The sequence below is a fragment of the Sorangium sp. So ce145 genome, from assembly GCF_051525985.1.
GTDB lineage: Bacteria > Myxococcota_A > Polyangia > Polyangiales > Polyangiaceae > Sorangium > Sorangium cellulosum_B.
Genome location: NZ_CP150315.1, coordinates 6,574,371 through 6,592,048, shown reverse-complemented (window position 1 = coordinate 6,592,048; position 17,678 = coordinate 6,574,371). Strand labels below are relative to the sequence as shown.

The window sequence follows — 17,678 nt, the reverse complement described above, 5'->3', positions numbered from 1 at the left end:
TCAAGGCCCGCCTCGGATCCGCCGGCTGCACCCCGGACGTTCCTGGCTGTTTTCCTTGATGGGGATACGCAGGCGTAGGATCGCTGCGAGGTCGCCGGAGCGCGTCTGCGCCGCAAGCGCGCAGCGTCAGCGTTCGCGAAGCCGCGGTCCATCGCGCTCCATGGTACACGACCGCAGGACTGGCCTTCAAGGCGTGGCGCCTGGATCGGCGGGGCCCATCGTCCGCGCGCGCCGGACGTCCCGCCGCGCCGGGCTGGACAGCCATCCGCCCGGTATGTAAGATACCATCCCGGCGCAGCGCTCCAATGCGAGAGGTGATCTGATGCCGTTGCTTGAGCTCACGTTCGAATCCGGGGAAGCGTCGCTGGACGTGCGGCAATTCGACGTCCAGGAGAGCATCTCGGGGCTCTTCACGCTGTCGATCCTGGCGCGCTCGCCGAACGCGGACATCGATCTCGAGTCGATCGTCGGCAAGCGGGCCTCCTTCCGTATCGCCAACGGCTTCGACTTCGCCAGCTCCGGTGCCCGCTTCTGGACGGGCGTGTGCAACCAGATCGAGCAGGTTCAGGCCGAGACGACCGGCCTCTCCACGTACCATCTCCGGATCGTCCCGGCGCTGTGGCTGCTGACGCAGCGGCGGAATTTTCGCATCTACCAGCACCTCGCGATACCGGACATCGCCGACAGGATCTTCGCCGAGTGGCAGATCACGCCGACGTGGAGTATCGAGCGCGCCAAGTATCCCAAGCTCGAATACAGGTGCCAGTACGGGGAGAGCGACTACGCCTTCCTCTCACGCCTGCTCGAGGAGGCGGGGATCGCGTTCACGCATCCTGATGACCAGGCCAGCGGCTCGACGCCGACGCTGAGCGACAAGCTCCACCTGGCCACGCCCCGGGCGCCGCCGGCGCTCCGGTTCGTCGATTCGCCGAACGATGCCGCCGAGAGCGAGTACGTCACCGAGGTCACGATCACCCACGAGGTCGAGCCGGGGGCGACCACGATCCGCGACTACGACTTCCGCAACCCGGCCTTCCCCCTCTTCGGCGAGGCGCCCAAGGCGCCTGCGCCCGAGGACAAGTACGAGCAGTACCACTACCAGCCTGGCGCCTTCTTGATCGAGGGCCAGAGGGGCGGCGGCACGCCGGCTGCGGACGACAAGGGGGTCGCGCGCCACGACCAGAGTTATGGCAAGGCGCTCGCCGAGCGGGCGCTCGACGGGCGGCGCGCCTTGAAGCGGACGGTCACGTTCGAGACCAATGCCCTCGACCTTTCGCCCGGCGCGGTCTTCTCCATCGACAACCACCCCCACGCGGCGTTCGCCGCCGGCAAGAAGCTCCTCGTGACGGAGGTGCAGATCCACGGGGCCGTGGGGACCGAGTGGACGCAATCCGGCCATGCCGTCTTCGCGGACGTGCCGTATCGGCCGCTGAAGAGCACGCCGAAGCCGCACGTCACCGGGGTGCAGAGCGCCGTCGTCGTGGGGCCCTCCGGGCAGGAGATCCACACGGACGAGTTCGGGCGGGTCCGCGTGCAGTTCCCCTGGGATCGCGAGGGGCGGAACAACGACGACAGCTCCTCCTGGATCCGCGCGAGCCAGGGCTGGGCGGGCACGGGCTTCGGCATGATCGCCATCCCGCGGATCGGCCAGGAGGTGCTGGTCGGCTTCCTCGAAGGGGATCCGGATCAGCCGGTGATCGTTGGGCGCGTGTTCAACAACAACAACCGCGTCCCCTACAACCTGCCGCAGCACAAGACGCGCAGCACGTGGAAGACGAGCAGCTCCATGGGCGGCGGCGGCTTCAACGAGATCATGTTCGAGGACCTGGCGGGCCAGGAGCTCGTCTTTATGCAGGCGCAGAAGAACCAGCGCCGGCTGGTCAAGAACGACGAGACGATCACCGTCGGCCACGACCGGCAGAAGCTGGTCAAGGCGAACGAGACGGAGGTGACCGAGGGAAAGCGGGCGGAGTTCACCGGCGGCGATCGGGTGGAGCTCACCGACGGAAGCCGGACGACGGTCATTGGCGGCGCGCTCCGCAAGCTTGTCAAGGCGGACGAGGTGGAGCGGACGGAGGGCGATCTCCTGCTCTGGGTCGGCGGCGAGCAGCACCTCATCGTCAAGCAGGTGAAGCGGGAGCTCGTCGAGCAGGACAGCCACCTCAAGGTGAACGGGAGCCGGAACGAGCAGGTGAGCGGGACGCAATCCCTGTCGGTCGGCGGCGATCAGCACGGCAAGGTGGGGAAGAACTACGCGCTCGAGGCCGGCCAGGAGATCCACCTGAAGGCCGGGACGGCGCTGGTGCTCGAGGCGGTGTCGGATCTGACCATCAAGGGGCCGGGCGGGTTCATCCGGATTGACGCGGGCGGCGTGACGATCAAAGGGAATCTGGTGAAGATCAACAGCGGCGGGGCGGCCGGCTCGGGCAGCGGCGCGAGCCCGGCGGGGCCGGAGGCGCCGCAGGAGGCCCAAGTGGCCGAGCCGGCGCGGCCTCAGCCGGACGACGTGAGCAGGACGGGGATCGGGCAATAATGCAGTAGATTGGGGAAGGGGGAGGGCGATGCCGCCTGCGGCGCGGGTCACGGACATGCATGTATGCCCCAAGGTGGAGCCGGGGCCGGTACCTCATGTCGGGGGGCCGATCCTGCCGGCGGGGGAGCCGACGGTGCTGATCGGGTTCATGCCCGCGGCGCGGGAAGGGGATATGGCGGTGTGCGTCGGGCCGCCGGACAAGATCTCGCGGGGCGAGGCGTCGGTGCTGATCGGCAACAAGCCGGCGGCGCGGCTCGGGGATCCGATGGAGCACGGCGGGACCATCGTGCTCGGGTGTCCGACCGTGCTCATCGGATCGTCGCCGCAGGGGGTCGCGTTGTCGGCGGCCACGGCGCCGTTCTGCGAGGAGTGCGAGAAGAACCGGCGCAGGGGAATCGAGTGATGCTCGGGTGGCAGCGCGCCATCGTGGAGGTCCGCTGGGCCAAGGCTGCGCCGGCGAACAGGGCCGTGATCGAGCCCGGGGGCGCGCTCCGCATCGGGCGGACCGAGCGGGCGGATCTGGTGGTGGCGGCGGACAGGGCCATGTCGGCGGTGCATTGCGAGATCCGGTGGGACGGGGAGACGTGCCGGGTCGTGGACCTAGCGAGTCAGGACGGGACGTGGCTCAACGGCGAGCGGGTGGACGGGGGCGAGATCAAGAACGGCGGCTGGATCCGCGCTGGGGGAACGGTCTTCGCCGTCTATCTCGAGGGGACGACGCCGCCGCGGCGCGAGAGCGGGCTCAAAGGGGGGGGCCAGGACCGGCTGACGCCGCTCCAGGAAGACGTGCTGGCGGCGCTGCAGGTGGAGCCGGAGCCGCTGTTTGCGGTGCTCGACGCGTCGCGCGGGTTGCGCGTGCTCGAGGTGCTGCGGGAGTCGGTGGAGGAGTACCAGTCGCTGTACGAGGGCATCCAGGGGGAGGCGCTCGCGATGCAGGCACCGTTCCTCGTGCGGCTGCCGAAGGGGGCGCGGCTCCTGGAGCAGCTGGTGCTGGAGGGGTGGGGGAAGCGGTGGGGAATCTTCCTGACGTGTCGGCGGCCGTTCAAGGAGGTGCGGACGCATCTGAGGCGGTTCTTGATGGTGGTGAACGATGAGACCGGAGAGCGGATGTACTTCCGGTTCTATGACCCAACGGCGCTCCGCGTATTCCTTCCGACGTGCACGCCGCGGCAGAGGGCGCAGTTCTTCGGGGAGATCGGGGCGCTTCTGGTCGAGACGAAGGACGGAGAGGTGATGCGGTTTGGGGCACAGGGGACGCCGGCCGTCCTGACGGCACGCTCGGAGGTGCCGGGCCTTTAGGTGGATGATGATCCGGGTGCATGAAATCGTTCAGGAAGGCGCATGTTAAGGATTTCGAGCGGGCAACTTGCTCTCTTGGCCAGAGACCGCCTTGCCGCCGTCGCCCAGACGCTCGCGGACCGGCTGACCCAGCGTCACCCGCAAGCTTGCGCCGGTTGCGGGCGTGAGGCGATCGCTTCCGCACTCGAGCCGGAGATCGCTTTCGCCCATGGCCAGGGCTTCCGGTCCATGCAGATGCTCGAACGCTATGTCGACCTCTGCGCCACTCTCGGCTTCGGGTTCGGCGAGCGGGAGCACTGGGCGCGCGACATCCTGTCGCGACGGGATCTATCGCCACAAACCAAGCTCGACCGGATCGAGGAGACGTCGATCTTCGTCCTGCTCGCGAGACGCCGATGAGCCTGTACCCTCTGGATCGGGAGATCGTCCGGGAGACCGACGAATGGTTCTACAGGTCGCATCCCCGCGGGCGGGAGTTGCGCGGCGCGCCGCTGCACCCCACCTCCGTCGAGGACGCCGAAGGTCGCAGGGCCTGGATCGCGGAATACCGCAGGCGTCTTGCGGAAAAGCAGGCCCGCCGCCGCGCCTCGCCCCCAGCGGCCGATCCCCCGGGCGGTGGGCCGGATCCGCTCGCCCCCTGCCAAGGCTGCTGCCCGACCGATTTTCTGGCCGCGCCCCCATCGGTGACGCTCGAAGCGGAGGAAAACACGGTGTTGGTCGCCACCGACATTCAGCCGGCGGGCATTGGCCAGGGGACATACAGCTGGACGACGAGCAGCCAGAGGCTGCGCGTTGAAGCGCCTTCGACTGGTCATGTGGTCACCGTCCGTGCGGGTCCGGTCCCCAACGCGGCTCCGGAGATCGGAGAGGTGGTGGAGGTAACGCGTACCCAGCCGGGCTGCGCGCCGATTACCAGGCATGTGCTTATCTGGATCCAGAAATGCAAGCTCTTCCGCCTCGCACAGGAGAGGATCATCGCAATTGCGACCGACCCGGCTCTGCGGAGTACGACACCCACGGCAACCGTTCCCGACCCCTTGCTACCCGGTGGGCACGCGCTGAGCTTTGGCCAGGATATCTCCTTCTCGACCGGGCGGGCGCAACCCCACGGACCCAGCGTCGGATCGACCACCGCCGTCTTGGAACCCAAGATGCGCGAGCTGTTGTCGTGGTTCGCCTCGAACGACACGCATGGCAAGGCGCGGCGGCTGTTCAAAGCCTTCCTCGTACCGCAGACAGCCGTGTCGTTCTGGAGCGACCCGCACCTCACCGCCGCGGCCGAGACGCATCCCAACATCACCTCGTTCGTCCACCGAGCTCTATCGGCACCCAATTCACCGGAACGCGCCGCGGGGGGGACAAGAATTCACCAGGCGCTGGAGACCGCAGGCTGGGATATCAACGCCGCCGTAGCCCCGACGGACTTGGGCGTGCCGGCCTTCAACCGTGGCAGCGATATATTGTTGACGGAAGATTATAGTAATGGGCTGACGGTGATGGTCGACGGTGTCCAACATGTGATAGTGGTGGCTAAGGACTACCACTATGATCGTTGTGCCCGCGAATATTACATCAGGCTGGAGTACGTGTTTTACGACGTGTTCGGGCTCGATGACATCGACCTCCGGAGATTCGGTGCCGACGGCTGGCCTGACACCATCCCGGCAGAGGGCTTCACCGCATGGTGGCAGCTTCAGCACCAACATGGCTACGCGCCGCTGATCACCCGCATTGCGTTCGAGCGCGAGTTCAGGGTGCCCGTTCCGTGACTCACGCAGCCGCTCAACCCGCGCGGAGGGGGCGCCCATGACCGCTGGGCGGCGAAGGAGTCCGGGCGCGGCTGCGATCGGCGCATTCTTCGTCGGCCTGCTGGCCGTGCCGTGGATCTATGTGACGTTCGGCGCGCTCTCGGCGTTTTCGTCGCCATTCCCGGAAATGGCGACCCTGCTGCTGATCGTGGCGACGCTCGATCTCGGGCTGGAAACGTTCGTCCGCCCACGCGGATTCGGGCCGGCACGACTGGTCGGGGCGGCGGCGTCGGCGGTGGTTCTCCTTGCGCTCCTGGCGGAGCTGACAAAGTTCACATGGCAGACAATGGCCCAGCGAGCGGGGTTGTTCGCGACCGTCTGGCTCGGGGCCACCGTGGTCTGGCTCATCGTCACGCTGCTGGTGGGGGAGGTCGGACCGGAAGCAATCCTGCGGCCCCGCCTGACGTCGTCGGCACGGCAGTGGGGCGCGCTGGTAATGGGGGCAATTCTGTTCGGGACGCTGACCATGCTATCTTGGGCTTACCTGACTCCGCCACCGGCTATCATCGGGGCCCTGTGCTCGACGGACCAGTTGGGTGAGCGGCACCCTGGCTTCGAAATGACATTTTGAGCAAGAGATGCCATGACGCTCCTTCTCAGCCTCACCTTCGCCTCTGGCGAGTCCCCCCTCTCGGTGAGCCATTTCTCAGTCCACGAGGGCATCTCCACCCTGTTCACCGTCTCGATCTCGGCCACCTCCGAGGACCCCAGCGTCGATTTCGACGCGATCATCGGCCAACCGGCGTCCTTCCGCGCCGCTCGAGACCTTGCCTTCTCCCCCCTCGGCGCCGCCCGCCTCTGGTCCGGCCTCTGCAACTCCATGCAACTCGCCCGCGCCGAGCCGCTCGGCAGGTCGACCTACCACCTCCGCATCGTGCCACGGCTTTGGCTCCTCACCCAGCGCCGCGGCCATCGCATCTTCCAGCACCTATCCATCCCTGATATCGCCGACAAACTCCTCGGTGAGTGGAACATCGACCCCATCTGGCAGATCGACCGCCCCCTGTACCCGAAGCTCGAGTACAAGGTGCAGTACGGCGAGACCGACTACGCCTTCCTGAGCCGCCTCCTCGAGGAGGCCGGCATCGCGTTCACCTTCCCGAACGACGACGCGAACGGTTCACGGCTCCTCCTCGATGACGCCCTCCACGCGCGTCCCCCCCGCACCACCCCGCCGCTCCGCTATGTCGACCACCCCACGGAGGCCGCGGCGGAGCACGAGATCGTGACCGAGGTCCGCCTTGTGCACGACGTCCGCCCCGGCGCGTACGCCGTCCGCGACGTCGACTTCCGCAACCCAGCCTTCCCGACGCTCGGCGAAGCCGAGAAGGCCGCGGCGCCGGAGGATCGCTACGAGCACTTCGATTATCAGCCGGGCGCGTTCCTGGTGGCGTCCGCCGGTCCCGCCGACACACCGGCTGCCGATGACAAGGGCTCTTACCGCCACGATCAACCCTCCGGTAAGGCGCTCGCCCAGCGCGCCCTCGACGCGGAGCGGGTCGAGAAGCGCGCCGTCTCGTTCACCACCAACACCACGGATCTCTGGCCCTGCGTCATCTTCTCGATCGGCCAGCACCCACACCCCGAGCTCCCCGACAGCCAGCGTCTGCTCGTCACTCACTTCTCCATCGAAGGAGCGGCGGTCGACACCTGGCACATGTCCGGGACCGCGGTCTTCGCCAGCGTGCCCTACCGCCCGCCCAGGAGGACGCCCAGGCCGAAGATCCACAGCGTGCAGAGCGCCACCGTGGTCGGGCCCGCCGGGCAGCAGATCCACACCGACGAGTTCGGGCGCGTGCGGGTACAGTTCCCGTGGGACCGCGAGGGCACGAGGGACGACTCGAGCTCGACATGGATCCGGGTGAGCCAGGGCTGGGCAGGCGCCGGGTTCGGCGCGCTCACCCTCCCGAGGGTGGGGCAAGAGGTGCTGGTCGCGTTCCTGAACGGCGACCCGGAGCAGCCTATCGTCGTGGCGCGGCTCTCCAACATGACCAACCCGGTCCCGTACAAGCTGCCGGAGAACAAGACCCGGAGCGCCTGGAAGAGCGACACATCGCCCGGGTCGGACGGGTGGAACGAGATCCTCTTCGAGGATCTCGCCGGGAGCGAGCTCGTCTACATGCAGGCGCAGAAGAACCTGCGCCGGCTGGTCAAGCACGACGAGACGATCACCGTGGTCAATGACCGGGAGAAGACCGTCGCGGGGAACGAGACGGACACGACCCTCGGCAAGCGGACCGAGGTGACCGCGGGGGACCGGACCGAGGAGGTCTCCGGGACCCGCACCACGGCGGCTATCAAGATCCTCGCGAAGCGCGTCAAGGGCGACGAGATCGAGCGGACCCTGGGAGGCCAGATCGGTTGGGTCGGCAAGGACCGGCAGATCATCGTCAAGAAGACGAAGCGGGAGCTCATCCACCAGGACGCGCACCTGCTGGTGAAAGGGTGCCGGAACGAGAGCGTCGGTGCGCAGTCGCTCTCCACTGCGGTGCAGCAGGAGAAGGTGGGCGCGAACCACGCCCTCGAGACGGGGCTCGAGCTCCACGAGAAGGCTGGCACCGTCCTCGTGGCCGAGGGGGCCGCGGACGTGACCCTCAAGGGGCCCGGCGGCTTTATCCGGATCGATGCGGGGGGCGTCACCATCGTGGGCACGCTGGTCCAGATCAACGAGGGCGGGTCGCCAGGGTCGGCCGCCGACGTCAGGGGGACCGCGCCGGAGGAGCCCAGGGAGGGCGATGTCACCCCGCCGGCGCAGCCGCCGCCACCGCGGCTCATCGATCCCGCGGTGACGATCGGCCGCGTGATGCGGGGAAACCCGTACGCGCAATCGGGCGCGAATCCGGCAGACGGGATGGTGGACAGCGTCCCGCCGACCAGGAGCTATGAGGTGCAGGTCACCGTGATGCCGCAGCTCGAGCCGGGGCGCTTCATCGAGCTCAGCGTGGTCAACGGCGGCGGCGGCAACGGCACCGCGACGGTCACCCCGAGGCAGATCAGCTCCACGACCACCGTCACGGTGACCGGCGGCGCGCAGACCGACCCGGGTAACGCCGGCAATCTGAAGATCCAGGCGAGGCTCGACGGGGTCGTGAAGGCGGAGTCGGCCGGGTTCACCGTCTGCGCTCACCCGCTCAATCTGCACAACACGCTCCAATCAGACCTGGACGGCGCCGTCGTGGGGGCGATCGTCGATGTGGCCTGGGACTCCGACAGCGGCACGTTCGCCGATCTCGACAGGGCATCGTTCTCCGAGAAAGTCTTCTACGTGCGCCAGGACGTGCCGCCGTTCCAGAGCGGCCCGAACCTGAACAGCGGCTATCTCCCCGCCAACTCGATCGGGCTCGTGGACACCCACCGCGCCCCGCGCCCCCGAGCCGGGCCGGCTGGCGTGAGGGATGCAAAGCAACTGTTCGTCTTCAAGTGCGACCGCTGCGGAGTCGTCGACAAGGTGCAGCCGAACTCCGGGTTGCATATCCTCCACCGCGTCTTCCAGGATGGCGCGCAGTGGAAGCATAAATTCTGGAAGTTCGGCGAGAGGACGACCATCGGGGCATGGACCAGCGAAGCGGGCGATTGCAATGTCACGACCCCTGACCATATCTTGCGTTGAGGCGCTCGCGCTCTGCTCGATGCTCGCGGCGGCCTGCCCGGCGTGCCGTGGTGCGCGGAACGAGGTCCCTCCCGATGACACAACCGCTACAGGAAGACTCCTCATGGCCAACAGCAACGTCGGCATCTCCATCGATGTCTCCGCCCCAGCCGCGCCCGTCCTGCTTGCCGGGCCGATCCCCGCGGTCGTGGTCGTCCACAACCGCTCGGCAGCTCCGATCGACATCCTGCTCCCCTACCCGAACGTGAACGACCTCCGCTTCGAGTCGCCCTCCGCGACCCAGAGGCCGACGCCGAGCGTCGGCGACGAGCGGACGATCGCGATCCCGATCCCGCCGGGCCAGCGGTACGCCTCCACCTACTACCTCAATCGCTACCTGAGGTTCGACGTCCCCGGGGACGCCCGCGTGAAGTACCAACTCGACGTGCACGTGACCGTGAGCCCGCGGACGCCGGAAGCCTCCAACAAGGAGATCACCGCTGCAGGCGAGCTCACGTTTCATTTGATCCAGGGGACGGAAGATGCTTTGAAAGAGGTGCTGTCCAACCACGCAGCGAACCTCCGTAGCAAGGACCGCAAGGTGAAGATGGAAGCCGCCGAGGCGCTCGCCTTCCTGGAGACGCCGCTCGCGCTCGAGGCCCAGGCCCGGATGTTGACCATCGATGGACTCGAGGTGATCGGCATCGAGGCGCTGGGGCGCTCTTCGTCCCCCCAGGCTCACAAGCTCATCGTCGGGATGCTCTCGCGACCGGACTCCATGGTGGTCATGGCCGCCCTCGCGGAGATCGACCGGCTGCGCCTCGACCTCCCCCGGGAGAAGGTCCACGCGTTGCTCGCCTCCGACAACCCGAACATCCGCTGGACGGCGCTGGACTGGATGGCCGCCCATCCGGACCCGCGGGATCGCGCGGCCGTGTCGCCGCTGCTCGGCGACCCGAACACCGAGGTGCGCGAGCGAGCGAAGGCGTACCTGGAGAGCCTCCCCAAGTAGAGGGTGGGCTCCGGCCGGATGCGACGAGAGGAATCGCAGGATGGGCGAGCGCATGGATAGCAAGGTCTCTGTCCTCGGGCTGTCGGACGTGGTGCCGGTCGGATGGCTTGTCTGGCAGCGCCCGCCGAGCAAGCCGGTGCTGACGGTCGTTACCCGGGCGACGTTCGTCCTCCGACCCGGCGAGTCCGTGCTCGCGGAGGAGCAGGAGCCGCCGAGCGCCACGGAGCGATCCTACCCCGACGGCGCGAGCCTCGGCGTCTATACGCCCGCGGACCTGGTCCCGATGAAGCCGCGCGCCGACGTGCTCCTCGTCGGGCACGCGTTCGCGCCCGGGCGGCAGCCGGTGCGCTCGCTCATCGCCCGGCTCGCCGTCGGCGAGGTGGACAAGCGCATCGAGGTCTTCTGCGACCGGCAGCTCGACCTCCAGGGGGCGCTCCACGAAGGTCCCCGGTTCACCAGCATGCCGCTCGTCTACGAGCGCGCCGCAGGGGGGGCCCGGACCGAGAACCCGATCGGCCTGCGCCCCGACGGGCGCGACGTCCACGGCCGCCTCGCGCTGCCCAACCTCCAGCCGCCGGGCATCGAGAGCGCGTCGCCGGGCGACCCCATCGCGCCGGTCGGGTTCGGTCCGATCGCGAGCGGCTGGCCCTCGCGCCGCGCGCTGCTCGGCCCCGCCGCGGCCGCGCGGCTGCCCGACACCTGGCGAGGTCAGGTCCTGCCCAGCGATCTCGATCCGGAGCATTTCCAGGCGGCCCCAAGAGATCAGCAGGTGCAGGCGCTCCACCCCGACACGCAGATCACGCTCGAGAACCTGCACTTCCAGCACGCGCAGCTCGTCACGCGCCTCCCCGGGATCCGCCCGCGAGCGTTCGTCCAGGGCATGGGCGCGCCGCAAGGCGTGGCGATGCGGGCCGACACGCTCTGGATCGACGCCTCGCGCGGGCTCTGCACGGTGACGTGGCGCGGCCAGATCCGCCTCGAGCACGCGGCGCAGCCGGTTCAGGTCCTCGTGGCCATGGAGGAGCCCGGGCTCCCGCTCACGTGGGAGCGTGTCGAGCAGCTCCGGGACGCGGCGGCCGGTGAGGCCCAGCAGGCGGAGCTCGATCCGGAGAGGCGGACGATCGCGGTGCCCGTCGAAATGACCCCGGCGCGGCCCTCGCCCCTGCCCTTTGCGGCGGTGCAGCGCCCCCGGGCGCCGCACGAGTCCGCCCCAGATGACGTGGGGCTGCCGTTCCATCCTCCAGGCGCGCCGCCCGCGCCGCCGATGCCCATCCCGCCGCCGCTGACCGATGACGGGACCGGGACGATCGCCATACCGGCCGTCCCTGACGCCTCCGAGGCCGTCGCTGTCGCCTCCGGAGCCGTCCATGGGGCGCTTGCGTCCTCCGCGGCGCCCCTACCAGCTGCTAGCGCACCGGCGGAGAGCCCGTGGGCTCGCCGCGCAGTGTCGAGCTTCGCGCTGCCGTCGGGCGAGCTGCCCAGCGCGGCGATGCCACCCGTCGCAGCGTTCGCATCAGCGACCGCATCGCCGCTGCCGCTGGCGCCGCCGCGCCTCGTCACACCGACGAAGCACGCGCCGCGGTCGCCGTCCGCATCGCTCCTGCAGCGCACCTCCACGCCCGACGCGCTGCACCTCGTCTGGTTCGATCCCCTGTGCCTCCAGCGCCTGCGCAAGGACCCTCGCTACGCCCCGGTCCTCGAGGCGCTCGACGAGCAGCCGCTGGATCATGACCTCGACGACCCGGCGGGCGCCGAGGCCACGTCCGACCTGGAGGATCGACGGGAAGCCTTCGAGATCCTCGCGCGCGGCCCGATCAGCGGCGATCGCGTGACGGCCGCGCTCGCCGCGGCCACGCTCGACGACGGGCGGCTCTTGCAACCGCTCGTGCTCCTGGCAGGGGAGCTCGTCTTCTCGTTCGATGAGCTCGAGGCGCTCAAGGCGATGATCTCCGCGGCCACGCCCCACGCCGGCGCAGATCCGGAGGACAGCGGGATCCTCGACCTGGCCAAGGAGTTTCTGGGCACGCCGGGCCTGCCCGGTGCGCCGCTCGTTGCCGAGGGCCTCGAGGCGCGCGTCCGCGAGACATTCGAGAAGCGTGGCCTCGTGCCGGAGGGCCAGCTCGACGCGCTCGCGGCGCGCGCGCTGCTCGGCGGCCGCCATCTCCAGCGCCGAGCCGTCTTCGGCGGGCATCATGTGCGCGCGCTCCTCCACGGCCCAGTCGAGGGGCCGATCCCGACGTACCTGCGCGAGGAGCTCGCCGCGAAGCTGCCCGCGGCGCAGCGGCTCCGGGTGCGCCTTGTGGCCTACGTGCACCCCGCCGTGGATCAGCACGAGACCCACCCGGCGGCGCTGCGCGCGGCGGCGCTCGCGACCGTGAGCCCGTCGACCGTGCGACGCTGAGCTACCGAGGAGCAACCTTCGCCATGCCCGAGACGCTAGAGCTTGTCTGGATCGACCCCAAGAGCGCGGCGCGCATTCGCAAGCGACCGCCCTGGCAACGCCTCGTCGACGACGCGCGAAAGGACCCCCGCGCAGCAGACTCCGCCGGGCCTGAGCTGCCCGGCCAGACCGTCCCTCCGGAAGACCGCCACGACGTGTTCTTGATCCTCGCCCGCGCCGCAGCGATCGACAGCAACGGCGTGGCCGCGGCGCTCTCGGACGCCGTCCGCGAGGACGGCAAGTTCGCGCCGCCGCTCGTGCTCGTCGCGGGAGAGCTGCGTTTCCCCTTCGACGAGCTCGATGCGCTGAAGGCCGCCGTGACGACGGCGACGCCGTTCGCCGGCGGAGACGAGCCGCTCAAGGCGGCCGTCGCCGCAGCGAACGATTTCCTGAAGACTCCCGGCCTGCTCGCCGCGCCCGCCGTGGTCGAGGGGCTCACGGACCGCATCCGCCAGGCCTTCGGGCGGATCCGGCGCGCGGTGCCGTCGGATTACCTCGACGCGCAGATCGAGCGCGCGCTGCTCGAGCACCGCCGTTACCAGAAGCGCACGTTCGGCGGAGCACCCCACCTGCGCGCCCTGCTCCATGGGCCCGGCGGCAAGGCCCCGATGCTCGTCTACTTCCCCGCCGATCTCGCGGCGAAGCTCCCCCTCTACCAGCGCTTCCCTGCTCGCCTCATCGCCGCGGCGCACCTCTCGATGGATGAGTTCGAGCCGCACGCGTTCGCCGTCGAGGCCCTCGCGCTAGCGCGCCAGATCCCTCCGGCTACGCCGCACCGGTGACGCCGGTTTCCCGCCAACGTTCGTCGCTTTCCTCTCGCTCGAGGGCGCTGCAACCCAGCAGGGGGCCATGATCGAGGTCATTGCCGTCCGACATCTCGACGCATCCATCCAGATCGCAGTCGCTCACGAGCGCCAACCTGCGAGGAGACGAGGCTGAAAGCAGGGGCAGCAGGGGTCGACGCGACGCGAGGTCACGCGACCCACATCCACGCAGCCCGGAGCGAGCAGGCGACATCACGGTACAAGGAGCCATGCTGCGCGTCGCGTTACGACGCGTAGAACGCCGGAATTGCTTCCCTTTCGTACCCGCCCTTGGCATCGTCACGGGCCCGCTCTGCGCGTTCAATTTGCGCTCCAGACGGTCGAAGACGGTTGTCCCTTAACTCTGCATTTCACAAGCGTCGGCGCCTGTCTCGGAGGCGCCGGCCACCTTCGAGGGGTGTGAGGCATGGGAGCTCTGAAAGACAAGGTCGTCATCGTCACGGGCGCGAGCTCGGGCATCGGCAGGGCGACGGCCGTCGCGCTGGCCGCCGAGGGCGCCAGGGTCGTCGCGAGCGCGCGGCGCGAGGCGCAAGGGCGCGAGCTCGTCGCGGCCGTCAAGGATCGCGGCGGGGAGATCACCTGGGTCACCGCCGACATCCGGGTCGAGGGCGACGTCGAGGCGCTCGTGAAGGCCGCGGTGTCCACCTACGGGCGCCTCGACTGCAGCTTCAACAACGCCGGCTCCGGCTCCTTGATCCCGCTCGCCGACATGTCCAACGCCGACTACGACCTGGTCATGGACACGAACCTCCGCGGCGTCTTCTGGTGCATGAAGTACCAGATCAAAGCCATGCTCGCGAGCGGCGGGGGCTCGATCGTCAACTGCGCGTCGGTGGCCACGTCGCGCTTCTTCCCCGGGCTCGCGATCTACGCTGCCTCCAAGGCCGGCCTCGTCGCGCTCACCCGCACCGCCGCGGTCGAGTACGCGCAGAAGGGGATCCGCATCAACGCGGTGAGCCCCGGCGTCGTCGAGTCGGAGATGTCGACGGCCGGATGGCGCCTCGACGATCCCCAGGGACGCGCCTTCGCCGCGTCGCTCCACGCCATGAACCGCGTCGGCGGGCCCGACGAGGTAGCCGCGCTTGTCGCCTTCCTCTTCAGCGACAAGGCCTCGTTCATCACCGGCCAGGACGTCGCCGTCGACGGGGGCCTCCTCTCGGCGGCGTGGCCCGCCAACTACGCGGGCGGGGGCTGAGCCACGCGCCACGGCGGCGCCCGGGGGAGCGCCCCGCGGCGGAGCCCGGCCGGCGGCCGCGCGCCTGACCCCGCTGCGCCCGGATCCTTTGGATCCCAGGTTCCCGAGCCTCCGGCGTCCCCATACTGCAACCATGGGTCAGCCTGAAGCGGAGCCGCCCCCCGCGGCGGGCCGTGGCGAGCGCCCGGCGGCCTCCGCCCCGTCGTTGTTGCGCGCGCTCCGCCACCGGAACTACCAGCTGTTCTTCGCCGGCCAGCTCGTCTCGCTGGTGGGCACCTGGATGCAGTCGGTCGCCCAGTCGTGGCTCGTCTACCGGCTGACGGGCTCGTCGCTGCTGCTCGGCGCCGTCGGGTTCGCGACGCAGATCCCCGTCTTCCTGCTCGCCCCGATCGGCGGCACGGTGGCCGACCGGCGGAGCCGCCACCGCATCCTGCTCGCCACGCAGTCCGCCGCGATGGCGCTCGCCTTCGGGCTCGGCGCGCTCACCCTGAGCGGGCACGTCCAGGTGCCGCACATCCTCGGGTTCAGCGTGCTCCTCGGCGTCGTGAACGCGTTCGACATCCCGACGCGGCAGGCGTTCGTCGTCGAGATGGTGGGCAGGGAGGACCTCGCCAACGCCATCGCGCTCAACTCCTCGATGTTCAACGGCGCGCGGATCCTCGGCCCGGCGGTGGCGGGCATCCTCGTCGGCGCGATCGGCGAGGGGTGGTGCTTCGTCGCGAACGGGGTGAGCTTCCTTGCCGTGCTCGGGAGCCTCCTGGCGATGCGCGTCGCGCCCCGTCCGGCAGCCGCCGGGCGCGTCTCCGCGTTCGCCCATACGGCCGAGGGCTTCCGGTTCGTCGCGCGCACCAGGGCCATCCGCGCGCTCCTCCTCCTGCTCGGGGTCGTGAGCGTCACCGCGATGCCGTACGCGGTGCTGATGCCGATCTTCGCCGATCGGATCCTGCGCGGGGGGGCGCAGGGGCTCGGCATCCTGATGGGCGCGTCGGGCGTCGGGGCGCTGCTCGGCGCGCTCGTCCTCGCCAGCCGGCGGCGGCTCAGTGGCCTCGGCCGCTGGGTCGCCGCGGCCTGCGCGGGGTTCGGGGTGGCGCTCGGGCTGTTCGCGCTGTCGCGGTCGTTCTGGCTCTCGGCGCTCCTGCTCGTGCCCGTCGGCTTCTCGATGATGGTGCAGATGGCGGGGTCGAACACGCTCGTGCAGGCGATGGTGCCGGACGCGCTCCGCGGGCGCGTCATGGCGGTCTACGCGATGATGTTCATGGGGATGGCCCCGCTCGGCGCGCTGCTCGCCGGCTGGCTCGCGGGCAAGATCGGCGCGCCCGCGACCGTGGCCTCGGGCGGCGCGTGCTGCGTCGCCGCGGCGGCGGTGTTCGCCGCGAGGCTCCCCGGGCTGCGGCAGCAGGCGCGGGAGCTGATCATCGCCCAGCAGATGGCCGCCGGGACGCCCTCGGAGCAGCTCACCCAGCCGGTCGCGGCGGGGGCCGCCTCGGAGGAGCAGGGCGCGGCGCGGCCGGCGTGAGCGGGCGGGGCCGGCGCGGTCCGGCACCTCGCATGCACGCCGCGGGTCGAGGCGGGCGTGTGTGCGGTCGACGCACTGCGCGCCGGGCGATGGAGGGGATCATGGGGCAAAAGGCCAAGCAGCGGTCCGAGGCGCAGGCGCAGGAGAACGCGCGGTTCGACGAGGTCGATCAATCGAAGGGGATCTTCCGGCTCGACGGGCCGCACCCCAAGGACGCCGAGCTCCGCGCGCCGGGCTCGCTCGGCGGCGGGCCGTACGAGGAGTCGGGCCGCGGCGGCCCCGCGGGCTCGCTCGAGCGGCGGGAGACCGGCGCCGAGGCCACGGCCGCGGGCGCGCCGGCCCCGCCCGAGGAGGAGCCGCCGCCGGAGAGCGGCGCGACCGAACAGGCGCAGCCGAAAGGCGCGTTGCCCCAGCACGAGGAGCCGGGCGCGAAGGAGCGCAAGGCCGCCGGCCAGAGCTAGCGGGGCGCGGCGCCACGGCGGCGCTCGCGCCGGCGCCTCGCGCGCTCACCGCGGGGCGACGGCGCTCGCGACGCCGAGGGCGACGTATTTGCCGACGGTGCCGGCCACGCCCATCGTGTCGCGGAAGCCCTTCATGAGCCGGTTGGGCAAGACCAGGTCGTCGAGCAGGAAGCCGCCGAGCGCCGACAGCGCGCCCGTGAGCGCGCCGCCGCGCCGCCCCGCCGCGTCGAGCGCCTTCTCGTAGCCGATGCCCCACACGAGCAGGCCCCCGGCGAGCGCCGCGATCCCTGCGGGCGTGGCGACCGGATCGAACCGGTCCTTCGCGCGCCGCCCTCCGAGGCCGACCGCCGCCGCCATGGCGTTCATGGCGGCCCAGGGCGATCCGCGCTTGAGGGTGGACGCTGCCATCATCGTGCACATCGTCGCTGCCGTCAGCACGGCGCCGGTCCGCAGCCCGCGCGTGACGATCTCGCTCATCCGGATCGCCTGCCGAGGGCGCTGCGCCGCTGCGCGAGGCGTCGCCCAGGGAGACCCGGGCGTCGCCGCGGGCGGCAGGGCGGTCGCCTCGGGCGGCAGCGCCGTTGCCTCGGGCGGCGAGGCGATCGGCGCGGCGGCCGCCGAGGCGGCTTCGGGCGGCGGGGACGTCGCCTGGAGAGGTGAGGTCACCCCCTCGGAAGGCGGGACCAGCGCCTCGGGCTGATCCGGCGCCGCGCCCTCCCGGCGGCCGACATGGAGGTAATCCTCGCGGCCGTCATGGTACGTGTAGGGGACCGGCCTGGGACCCTGGTGCTCCGGCTCCGCCGTTCCTGCGGCGCGTTCCGGGTTCATTCGATTGTCCATCTGGCACCTTTCAGCGATTTCTGCGGATACGTGGGTTCCTCTCCCCGACATGTGCCAACTCCGTGCCAGGTCCGAGCTGGCCAGTCCATGGAGTCGGGGCGCCGTCGGTTCGTGGCCGGCGAAAGCGCCGCGGTCCGGCGGCGGCGAACCGGTCGCTCCGC

General features: G+C 70.2%; 14 protein-coding genes and 1 pseudogene. 13 read left to right on the top strand and 2 right to left on the bottom strand.

The genetic code is table 11. The features are described 5' to 3' along the window. Nucleotides 1–322: 322 nt before the first annotated feature. From WMF34_RS24115 to WMF34_RS24070, 10 genes and pseudogenes are all read left to right on the top strand, one after another. Nucleotides 323–2,533 carry a type VI secretion system Vgr family protein gene (locus WMF34_RS24115; protein WP_437989245.1) on the top strand — a complete coding sequence of 737 codons (2,211 nt, stop codon included), beginning with the start codon at nucleotides 323–325 and terminating at the stop codon, nucleotides 2,531–2,533. Between the two features lie 28 nt (nucleotides 2,534–2,561). After that, nucleotides 2,562–2,849, top strand: a pseudogene (locus WMF34_RS24110) (PAAR domain-containing protein); the annotation flags it as partial. Nucleotides 2,850–2,935: 86 nt separating this feature from the next. Beyond that, nucleotides 2,936–3,832 (top strand): DUF4123 domain-containing protein, encoded by an 897-nt coding sequence (locus WMF34_RS24105; RefSeq protein ID WP_437989244.1) that lies wholly within the window; start codon nucleotides 2,936–2,938, stop codon nucleotides 3,830–3,832. 75 nt (nucleotides 3,833–3,907) lie between these two features. Continuing rightward, nucleotides 3,908–4,231, top strand: coding sequence for a hypothetical protein (locus tag WMF34_RS24100; protein ID WP_437989243.1), 324 nt, complete (start codon nucleotides 3,908–3,910; stop codon nucleotides 4,229–4,231). Next, entirely contained in the window at nucleotides 4,228–5,601 is a 1,374-nt protein-coding gene (locus WMF34_RS24095; RefSeq protein WP_049876340.1) for a hypothetical protein, read from the top strand. The genes WMF34_RS24100 and WMF34_RS24095 overlap by 4 nt, the downstream gene beginning before the upstream one ends. Nucleotides 5,602–5,638: 37 nt before the next feature. Further along, the gene (locus WMF34_RS24090; RefSeq protein WP_012237298.1) at nucleotides 5,639–6,211 is read left to right on the top strand and encodes a hypothetical protein; all 573 of its coding nucleotides are present in this window, start codon (nucleotides 5,639–5,641) and stop codon (nucleotides 6,209–6,211) included. 12 nt (nucleotides 6,212–6,223) lie between these two features. Next, nucleotides 6,224–9,250, top strand: a complete 3,027-nt coding sequence (locus WMF34_RS24085) for a type VI secretion system Vgr family protein (RefSeq protein ID WP_437989242.1) — start codon at nucleotides 6,224–6,226, stop codon at nucleotides 9,248–9,250. Between the two features lie 103 nt (nucleotides 9,251–9,353). Then, nucleotides 9,354–10,241, top strand: a complete 888-nt coding sequence (locus WMF34_RS24080) for a HEAT repeat domain-containing protein (RefSeq protein WP_012237296.1) — start codon at nucleotides 9,354–9,356, stop codon at nucleotides 10,239–10,241. 52 nt (nucleotides 10,242–10,293) lie between these two features. Further along, entirely contained in the window at nucleotides 10,294–12,642 is a 2,349-nt protein-coding gene (locus tag WMF34_RS24075) for a DUF2169 domain-containing protein (RefSeq protein ID WP_437989241.1), read from the top strand. A gap of 23 nt (nucleotides 12,643–12,665) precedes the next feature. Next, a complete protein-coding gene (locus WMF34_RS24070) occupies nucleotides 12,666–13,463 on the top strand; it encodes a hypothetical protein (RefSeq protein ID WP_012237294.1) in 798 nt (265 codons plus the stop codon). Here the strand turns inward: WMF34_RS24070 and WMF34_RS24065 are convergent. Then, a complete protein-coding gene (locus WMF34_RS24065) occupies nucleotides 13,447–13,590 on the bottom strand; it encodes a hypothetical protein (protein ID WP_157906873.1) in 144 nt (47 codons plus the stop codon). The genes WMF34_RS24070 and WMF34_RS24065 overlap by 17 nt on opposite strands. A 321-nt stretch (nucleotides 13,591–13,911) precedes the next feature. Between WMF34_RS24065 and WMF34_RS24060 the strand changes: the two genes are divergently transcribed. From WMF34_RS24060 to WMF34_RS24050, 3 genes are all read left to right on the top strand, one after another. After that, nucleotides 13,912–14,700: an SDR family NAD(P)-dependent oxidoreductase gene (locus WMF34_RS24060; protein ID WP_437989240.1), complete on the top strand. Its 789-nt coding sequence runs from the start codon at nucleotides 13,912–13,914 to the stop codon at nucleotides 14,698–14,700. A gap of 133 nt (nucleotides 14,701–14,833) precedes the next feature. Then, nucleotides 14,834–16,216: an MFS transporter gene (locus WMF34_RS24055; RefSeq protein ID WP_437989239.1), complete on the top strand. Its 1,383-nt coding sequence runs from the start codon at nucleotides 14,834–14,836 to the stop codon at nucleotides 16,214–16,216. A gap of 101 nt (nucleotides 16,217–16,317) precedes the next feature. Next, on the top strand, nucleotides 16,318–16,677 hold the full coding sequence (locus WMF34_RS24050) for a hypothetical protein (protein ID WP_157906872.1): 360 nt from the start codon (nucleotides 16,318–16,320) through the stop codon (nucleotides 16,675–16,677). 45 nt (nucleotides 16,678–16,722) lie between these two features. Here the strand turns inward: WMF34_RS24050 and WMF34_RS24045 are convergent, their stop codons facing one another. Further along, entirely contained in the window at nucleotides 16,723–17,505 is a 783-nt protein-coding gene (locus WMF34_RS24045; RefSeq protein ID WP_437989238.1) for a hypothetical protein, read from the bottom strand. Nucleotides 17,506–17,678: the final 173 nt, after the last annotated feature.

What these genes read in the sequence shown, in the direction of transcription:
- WMF34_RS24115 (WP_437989245.1), top strand. Translation starts at nt 323, where the DNA reads ATGCCGTTGCTTGAGCTCACGTTCGAATCCGGGGAAGCGTCGCTGGAC.
- WMF34_RS24105 (WP_437989244.1), top strand. Translation starts at nt 2,936, where the DNA reads ATGCTCGGGTGGCAGCGCGCCATCGTGGAGGTCCGCTGGGCCAAGGCT.
- WMF34_RS24095 (WP_049876340.1), top strand. Translation starts at nt 4,228, where the DNA reads ATGAGCCTGTACCCTCTGGATCGGGAGATCGTCCGGGAGACCGACGAA.
- WMF34_RS24090 (WP_012237298.1), top strand. Translation starts at nt 5,639, where the DNA reads ATGACCGCTGGGCGGCGAAGGAGTCCGGGCGCGGCTGCGATCGGCGCA.
- WMF34_RS24085 (WP_437989242.1), top strand. Translation starts at nt 6,224, where the DNA reads ATGACGCTCCTTCTCAGCCTCACCTTCGCCTCTGGCGAGTCCCCCCTC.
- WMF34_RS24080 (WP_012237296.1), top strand. Translation starts at nt 9,354, where the DNA reads ATGGCCAACAGCAACGTCGGCATCTCCATCGATGTCTCCGCCCCAGCC.
- WMF34_RS24075 (WP_437989241.1), top strand. Translation starts at nt 10,294, where the DNA reads ATGGATAGCAAGGTCTCTGTCCTCGGGCTGTCGGACGTGGTGCCGGTC.
- WMF34_RS24070 (WP_012237294.1), top strand. Translation starts at nt 12,666, where the DNA reads ATGCCCGAGACGCTAGAGCTTGTCTGGATCGACCCCAAGAGCGCGGCG.
- WMF34_RS24060 (WP_437989240.1), top strand. Translation starts at nt 13,912, where the DNA reads ATGGGAGCTCTGAAAGACAAGGTCGTCATCGTCACGGGCGCGAGCTCG.
- WMF34_RS24055 (WP_437989239.1), top strand. Translation starts at nt 14,834, where the DNA reads ATGGGTCAGCCTGAAGCGGAGCCGCCCCCCGCGGCGGGCCGTGGCGAG.
- WMF34_RS24050 (WP_157906872.1), top strand. Translation starts at nt 16,318, where the DNA reads ATGGGGCAAAAGGCCAAGCAGCGGTCCGAGGCGCAGGCGCAGGAGAAC.
- WMF34_RS24045 (WP_437989238.1), bottom strand. Translation starts at nt 17,505, where the DNA reads ATGAACCCGGAACGCGCCGCAGGAACGGCGGAGCCGGAGCACCAGGGT.